Source organism: Lactobacillus kefiranofaciens, from assembly GCF_900103655.1.
GTDB classification, from domain to species: Bacteria; Bacillota; Bacilli; order Lactobacillales; family Lactobacillaceae; genus Lactobacillus; species Lactobacillus kefiranofaciens.
In genome coordinates, this window is the sequence record NZ_FMXC01000012.1 from 47,878 (window position 1) to 55,200 (window position 7,323).

General features: G+C 32.6%; 8 protein-coding genes and 1 pseudogene. 3 read left to right on the forward strand and 6 right to left on the reverse strand.

The features are described 5' to 3' along the window. Positions 1 to 257 precede the first annotated feature (257 nt). Positions 258 to 1,014, reverse strand: a pseudogene (locus BLP58_RS06040) (ABC transporter permease). Beyond that, positions 1,014 to 1,940: an ABC transporter ATP-binding protein gene (locus tag BLP58_RS06050; RefSeq protein ID WP_013854143.1), complete on the reverse strand. Its 927-nt coding sequence runs from the start codon at positions 1,938 to 1,940 to the stop codon at positions 1,014 to 1,016. The pseudogene BLP58_RS06040 and the gene BLP58_RS06050 overlap by 1 nt, the downstream one beginning before the upstream one ends. A 770-nt stretch (positions 1,941 to 2,710) precedes the next feature. Between BLP58_RS06050 and BLP58_RS06060 the strand changes: the two genes are divergently transcribed. After that, positions 2,711 to 3,364, forward strand: coding sequence for a hypothetical protein (locus BLP58_RS06060; RefSeq protein ID WP_013854144.1), 654 nt, complete (start codon positions 2,711 to 2,713; stop codon positions 3,362 to 3,364). A gap of 39 nt (positions 3,365 to 3,403) precedes the next feature. Here BLP58_RS06060 and BLP58_RS06065 read toward each other — a convergent pair whose 3' ends face one another. Then, entirely contained in the window at positions 3,404 to 4,003 is a 600-nt protein-coding gene (locus BLP58_RS06065; RefSeq protein ID WP_013854145.1) for an HAD family hydrolase, read from the reverse strand. A 147-nt stretch (positions 4,004 to 4,150) separates the two neighbouring features. On the opposite strand from BLP58_RS06065, the gene tpx reads away from it, so the two are divergent. Next, entirely contained in the window at positions 4,151 to 4,657 is a 507-nt protein-coding gene (gene tpx / locus BLP58_RS06070; protein ID WP_025084191.1) for a thiol peroxidase, read from the forward strand. 55 nt (positions 4,658 to 4,712) lie between these two features. On the opposite strand, the gene BLP58_RS06075 is transcribed toward tpx, so the two are convergent. The 3 genes from BLP58_RS06075 to BLP58_RS06085 all read right to left on the reverse strand — a co-directional run bounded on the left by BLP58_RS06075 (position 4,713) and on the right by BLP58_RS06085 (position 6,909). Continuing rightward, a complete protein-coding gene (locus BLP58_RS06075; protein WP_025084190.1) occupies positions 4,713 to 4,991 on the reverse strand; it encodes a hypothetical protein in 279 nt (92 codons plus the stop codon). An 85-nt stretch (positions 4,992 to 5,076) separates the two neighbouring features. Further along, on the reverse strand, positions 5,077 to 5,823 hold the full coding sequence (locus BLP58_RS06080; RefSeq protein WP_013854148.1) for a DUF4097 family beta strand repeat-containing protein: 747 nt from the start codon (positions 5,821 to 5,823) through the stop codon (positions 5,077 to 5,079). Positions 5,824 to 5,994: 171 nt separating this feature from the next. Next, on the reverse strand, positions 5,995 to 6,909 hold the full coding sequence (locus BLP58_RS06085; protein ID WP_013854149.1) for a hypothetical protein: 915 nt from the start codon (positions 6,907 to 6,909) through the stop codon (positions 5,995 to 5,997). A 114-nt stretch (positions 6,910 to 7,023) separates the two neighbouring features. On the opposite strand from BLP58_RS06085, the gene BLP58_RS06090 reads away from it, so the two are divergent. After that, the coding region (locus BLP58_RS06090) for a transposase (RefSeq protein ID WP_143000322.1) at positions 7,024 to 7,323 on the forward strand (300 nt) is incomplete at its 3' end.

The window sequence follows — 7,323 nt, forward strand, 5'->3', positions numbered from 1 at the left end:
TTTTTCAAAGCTGTAGTTTGTGCTTTTTCTAGAATGTTATTAGATGGTATAGCCAAAATGTAGAACTGATCACCCAATCCAGATACTGCATAACCCAGAAGTAATTTGTTTTTCTGTTCCATTTGTCTGTTCCTTAACCAAACTTGTAGATTTTGTCAGATATTTTAAAACTGAATTACTTCGAGGCAATTATAACATCAACTTTCTGTAAAAAGATCATCATTCACGACATGACTAATATAAAATCTTTTTAGTTATCAGTATAAAGATAAAGTTCCGTTTTTCTTTACATATCTATCTGTTAAGTTAAAAACAAGAAGTCCAATTAGCAACCATAAAACTGCATTAAACAATGAACCACCCAAATAAAAAGCAATATTATACGTTCTATTGTTAATAGCTAATCTCATCCAGCTAACCATTGGACAAATTGGTAAAAAACAGGAAAGATACTTAGTAATGCCATTATAATTTTCAAAATTAATTAACAAGACACCCAAATAAATATACTGAAAAATTATTAATGTACTTCCTATTCTTTTAAAGCGTAGTACTAAACTAACTATTAGATACCCTAATCCTACAGTTACAACAAGCGCTAATAAAAATGGAATAACCATCACTGCCGGAAATTTTATCCAATGATTAGTAAAAAACATAACTAATATCAAAATCAAAATTGCTTGTACAAATGACATAAGCATATTGACAATACTTTTGTTTAAAAATAGCCTTTTAGTTGAAATTGGCATTAGATATTGTTGCTCTAAAATACCACTTTTCGCATTATTCATTACGGTGGTTCCCATTAGTATTTTGAATCAGACTCCATAAAACATAGCCAACTACTAATGCATTTAATGACTTACCTAGTACACCTCCACCTACAAGGCTTCCTCCCCAAAAAATAGCCATAAACATTAGAATCAATAAGAAGAAGTCAGAAATGTAATTAAAAGCGTATCTTTTATATAAATAAAACTGTCGCCAAAGTTCTGCTTTAAAACTAGTCATTATTCTTTCCTCCTTACATAATACTTAAATATCTCATCTAAGCCTCTGGTTACGTTTTTTACTTTAACCACAGGTAATTCACTCAAGATTTTAAGCATCTCAGATAATTTCGTTTTTTCTCCATTGCTGATGCGATATACTTTATTCGTTTCTTCCAAATCTTCACAATGAGTTAGTAACTTCTCTGTTTCCTTAGCAGTAAGAGTTCTAGAAAAAGAAACTTCAAAAACAGTTCTCTTATTTAATCTTTCCAAACTATCTTTTACGTTATCTGAAAAGACAAGTTTTCCCTGCTTAATTAGCAATATTTTGTTAGCTACTTCCTGTGCAAAGTCCAGTTGATGAGTCGTAATCAAAATTCCTACTCCGCTTTTAGATAATACTCTTAAGCTTTTAATCATCGTTTGTGTCGCATTAATGTCCAAGCCTAAAGTTGGTTCATCTAAAATTAAAAGTTTTGGTTTTGCAATCATAGCACAACAGATCCCAACAATTTGTTGCATACCGCGACTTAACATAGTAATCGAGGTATGCTTTTTATCTAGTAAGTCAAAGGTCTTTAGTAAGTCTTCCCCTCTTTTTTTGGCTTCTTCTCTGGTAAGTCCACGCTGACTACCCCAATAAACAAAATTTTCCATTGGAGATAAAGCCCAAAACATGTTTCTAGATCCTTCCAGTAAAACTCCCGTATTTTTTAGAAGAAGCAAATTATTACGAGTAACATCTTTTCCGTCAAAAAATACGCTTCCGTCATCAGGACTTACTAGATTAAGAATCATTTTTAAGGTTGTCGTTTTTCCCGCACCATTCGGTCCAAGAAAAGCAACAATATCACCAGCATCTAATTCAAAAGAAACATCGCAAACGGCTTTTTTATTTGTTTTTCGATATGTTTTTGAAATATGGTTTACGGACAATAAATTCATAATTTACCTCCTCCTTGCAACTCCCAAGTAATACTTTTTATCTAAGACTTTATTTAAATAATACGCTGCTTTTTTCATTTATCAATCATTTTTATGGATTTTATTTAATTATTTTTATATAAGTGAGATCAAGACTTTATCTTGTTACCCATATATTATTGATATTAATTAGGCAGAAGTAGATACTCTGATTAAAAATTAATGGCTTTATAATTTTAATATCTTTTTAAATAGCTTCTTAAATACTTTTGCAAATTGGGGGGAAGATATTCTCTAGCTCTTACTAAACCATCTCTTTTGCTATACTATGCATTCTCAAAATGTTGGATCAAAAATTGACAAATTCATGGTCTGATCCTTTCATTCTCAACAACTATTCGATAATTTAGACATAGTAAAAGCCGTAAAAGTTGCTAACTTTTACGGCTCACTACATTTTACAGCGGTCTATTTTTTATCAATTATTTTTCCTATGCTTGCGACTTTGTACAATGATGACAATACCCCAAGCAATCATTACTATGGTATAAATTATCATGAATACTTTTCCGGCAACAGCATTAGTATGTCAGAAGAACATTAATAATGCCCAAATTAAGAATGCTACGGCCCAAACAATTCTATAGAGTCTTGATTTTTCTCTCATTTTAACTTACGCTCCCTGCTATGTACTTCTTTGTTTTCTATCTTTAATTTACCCCCCCATGTAAGCATTTACAAATGATACGTACTTTTAAGTTGTATTTCTCTTAAGGGGGGGTAAACTTAAAGTGACAAAGGATTTAACTAGTGTTGAAAGTGTGCATATCATGAAAGACGCTGTCAATGAAATAAATATTATTTCCCCTAGTTTTTTACCTGCCCAAAAGCAAACGATAGGAAACAAGCCACATGTCTTAAGTTTAATTTTCGGAACTATTTTTGTTGTTCTTTTAGCATTATTTGTAACTGGATTTAGCTATCAGCCATGGTGGATTTTCGCCATTGTCTTACTTTTAGGACTTGGCATTACATTTCCAGCATGTTTTAGTCAGTATTGGTCAATTGATCAAAAACAATTAACGATTACTTCATACAGCAATAACGACTTTAAGAAGTTAGCCCAATTATTTAATCTGACCAGTAAAGATCAAACCATAATTAATCTCGCTAATATCCAAGAAGCCTCTATTGTTTACCGTAAAATCATCCGTCTTAGTCCTTTTAATTTTAATCCGGATCACTTATTGTTAGGAATCACCACTCAAGATGGTAAGAAAATTGATCTAGATTTAGGCAATATTGATTATCAAGGACTGGCAACAATTGTGTTTTATCTTAGTGAAGCCGGATCAAAAGTCATTGATCAACAAGAAATTCTTCGATTGCTGTCCGAGAATCAAAATCTATTTAAACATTTTCATAAGAAATGGGCATATAAATAATACATGCGAAAAGGCTACCCCATCGAGGTAACCTTATTTTTATTTTTCAGCAATATAATCCTCTAAATCTCCAAGCTTATCTATTTTAAAGGTAAAGGCATCCATCCCGACTTCTTGGGCCGCCCGAGTATTAGCAGACAGATCATCAATAAATAAACATTCTTCGGGCTTTAAGAAATAACGGCTGAGCAATACTTGATAAATTCTTGGATCGGGTTTCACCAATTTTTCTTGTGCAGAAAATACATAGCCGTCAAAATAATCACCCATTTCAGAATCCTTAACGAAATTAGCAAATCGCATCCCCGTATTAGACAAACCATAAATATGGTAGCCATCTTTACGCAAATCTGAAATATAATGAAAAACAGGTTCATAGAAATCTACATTCCCTGGCCAGGTGGTCATGATTTGCTTAACTTTATGCTGTAATTTCTGTGGCACACGACTAAGAAATATCTCTGTTGCCTCGTCCTCGGTAATTTTTCCAGCATCAATCTCCAGCCACTCTTTTGATTGAAAAATATTCTTTAATAATAATTGATGTTCTTCTGGCGTTAATTGATAATGATTCAAAATCTCATTAGGATCATAATTCATAATCACATTGCCAAAATCAAAAATTATATTTTTAAGCATGTTTGTCTCTTTTCCTTAATTACTTTATGACTCGATTTGTGTGAACACATTACTATGATCATTATAATCAAAGCAACATATTTAAACTACTTTCATTGATTTGTTATACTAAATTTAGTCTATTAATTTCCAGAAAAGGTGAATCAAATGAAAGTTACATTTAAAGGTAAAGATTATCGATTACTTGCAGATCCAGTTAAAGTCGGTGAAAAAATGCCCGACTTTGCTGTGATCAATAAAGATAAAAAAGATATTACAACCACAGATTTGCTAGGTAAGCCAACCTTAATTAGTGTTGTACCTAACATCAACACTCCTGTCTGCAGCGTTCAAACCAAGAAGTTTAACCAAGATGTTAACCAAGATGTTGACCAATTCGACAACGTGAACTTTTTGACTATTTCAACTAATACCGTTGAAGATCAACAAAAATGGTGCGCAGCTGAAGGCGTTAAAAAGATGCAATTGGTAGCTGACAACAAGCGCGAATTTGGCAAAGCTACTGGTTTATTAATTTCAGATTTAGATATTCTTGCTCGTAGCGTTTTTGTTCTTGATCAAGATGGTAAGATCGTCTATCGCGAAATTGTTGACGAGATTACTAACGAACCAAATTATGAACAAGCATTAGCTGAGCTTAAAAAGTTAAATTAATTTGAGAATTCAAAAAGTCTAGGTTAGATCATCGCGTCTAATCTAGACTTTTTCTCTATCTAAAGAGCAAATACCATATTGCATTAAAAGCCATACCACCTAATGCCCACATTGCACAAGTTCGTGCTCTTCTCTTGTCATGCCTTTTAAAAAGAAACCAAAGTGCCATAATGAAGCCGATAATTGGAAAAAGAAAAGTCCAGAATGAATCCCAATTTTCCGCTTCATTATTGGGTTTGGATTCAGGAAATTTAAGATTACGGAAACGATCAAAAAGATAAACAATAAAGCCTGCTCCAATTAAAGCTATGATAATAATCAACCATTCACGCATTTTCTTCACTCAATTCTTTCTAACTTAATAAGATTATTATACAGTACTTTCATAATGAAGTTGAACAGTTGACTCTAAAGCCTTATTATCTAACCGTATTATCACCAGACAACGTACTCATTTTCAAGTGACTACCGTTTATTTCTTTACCAATCTGTGCATGTGTATTTTGACCGCCAAAAATAGAATTATCACCACTCACAGTACTTAAATCACATTGATCAACTTCCGTATTCTCTACCACGTTATCACCTGAAGTTGTCGCTACAGTTAGATTATCTGAAATGTTGCTATCTTCCATCTTAAAATCGCCACTGATTAAATCAATTTTGCCTGTTGAAACTCCAACATCGCGCAATTTTACATCACCAGATGTAACTTCAATTTTTAGTTTTTGCACTTGAACCGTTTCAATCTTTAAATCTCCACTAGCAGAACTATATTTTAAGTCATTCAAAAGCAAATCTTGCATTTTCGCGTCCCCACTAGTCAAATCAACATCCAATTGATTCAGCTTATGATCTTTAGGAATAACTACCGTAACTTTGCCAATATCATCAGTAGTTACTAATTCAACTTTAATAAGCTTTTTTTGCCAAATTTTACCATTTCTACGCTCAACCTTAGGTTCCTTTAGTTCAATTGCATCTCCTGTTTGAGTAACAGATGGCTTCTTATCTTCTGCACCACGGTAACGAATTTCAAAATGATCGCCAGAAACAACTGCTAAATCAAGATCAGTAAGTTTTACATGTAATTGCGTAAAAGCAGCATTGGTCAAAACCGTATTAACATTTTTAACCTCATCTTTTTTATTCTTATCGAAAAGCATAATTTCAACCTCCATTAATTTAGTGTTTTATCTTTATTTGTTTTTAATCTTACACTCACTATTTTAATTTTTAATCTAATTTTACTAAGTGGTAAAAAAAGCAAACTCAAATGCAAAAAAAGAATGCCAACATTCCTTGTACATCGTTTATGAAATTCGACATTCTTCTTATTATTGATTGAACTTTTTAGCTAATTGCTCTAATGGAGATAACTCTTGCTTTGCTTTTCCTTCAAACTGTTCATGAAACCAATCTGAAGTCAGTGCTTGTTTAATATTTATTTGATCTATTTTGCTTAAGTTATATTTTTCGATCAGATTACTCAGCTTACTATTTGAAATATAGCAATATTTCTTAAGTGCAGCATTCTGTTCTGTTGCCGTTAGTTTTTTCCAAAATTGAACTAGATCATTTGCTAAACGAGTATTGCTTTTTATAATCTCCAATCCAGTCTCCTGTTGGCGTAAATGTCTTTCTTCTAACTCTTGCTTTTGTTTCTCCAAATCAGCCTTTTCAGTCTGATAATCTAGTTCATCATACTTAATTGAACTTTCAAAATCATTGCCTTGATGACACTTAATCGGTAAAGGATTATCCTGTTCTTTCTGCCACTTAGCAAAGGCGTCCATGAAATATGGCACTAACGGCCTGCCCATATTATGATAAAATTTATAGTTCAGATTCATGATCATTCCAATCAAGGATTGATGATCTTCAGGAAGAGGCAAAGTAGTACTATCAGTTATAAGCTTGATCTTAGTTGGATAAGTTAATTCATAATCCTTTTTGTCTTTATTGATAAAACCCTTGCTATATTCGGAAACTCGCCCATTAAATTGCAAACGATCTCCCTCTTTTAAAAGACCTAATTGTGCAAAACCTTTAGTAAGATTAAGCCATAAATGATCAGTAATCATCTTAGGATGTTCCGGATCATCGACAATTTCTACATTACGGACAACCATAGTTGGACTATACAAATCTCCGCGGCTCATATCATGATAGCGTTTATAACCATATTTGCCAAAGTTGGCTTGAAATGTGTGACGTTCTTTAGAACCCAACTCGCCTAATATTTTGCGCATAAAATTTCCCACTTTCTAATAATATATCTTAAATTATAGCAAAAACATGCAAAACAAAAGCGTCTGTTTGATATGAACCCCGAAATTCGGACAAGAATTTCGAGGTTTTTATTTATGTCTAAATTATCCAAACAAGATAAAATTGATATTTACAATAATTGGAAAAATTATAATATATCAGCTAACCAGGCAACTAAGGAATATGGAGTAAATCGGGCAAACTTGTTTTATCTAATTACGTTAGTAGAACGCCATGGGATAGAGATTCTTGATACTGGTTATACAAACTACTCAGTTGAATTTAAGGAGAAAGCTATCAGAAGAGTTCTTTTTAATCACGAAGTAGCCGATCAAGTATCTTTAGAATTAGGATTGTCTAGTCGGGGCATGATTTATAATTGGATTCGCAAATAT

Bases quoted from the DNA above. Each gene is read 5' to 3' on its own strand.
- BLP58_RS06050 (WP_013854143.1), bottom strand. From the start codon at position 1,940: ATGAATTTATTGTCCGTAAACCATATTTCAAAAACATATCGAAAAACA.
- BLP58_RS06065 (WP_013854145.1), bottom strand. From the start codon at position 4,003: ATGCTTAAAAATATAATTTTTGATTTTGGCAATGTGATTATGAATTAT.
- tpx (WP_025084191.1), top strand. From the start codon at position 4,151: ATGAAAGTTACATTTAAAGGTAAAGATTATCGATTACTTGCAGATCCA.
- BLP58_RS06075 (WP_025084190.1), bottom strand. From the start codon at position 4,991: ATGCGTGAATGGTTGATTATTATCATAGCTTTAATTGGAGCAGGCTTT.
- BLP58_RS06080 (WP_013854148.1), bottom strand. From the start codon at position 5,823: ATGCTTTTCGATAAGAATAAAAAAGATGAGGTTAAAAATGTTAATACG.
- BLP58_RS06085 (WP_013854149.1), bottom strand. From the start codon at position 6,909: ATGCGCAAAATATTAGGCGAGTTGGGTTCTAAAGAACGTCACACATTT.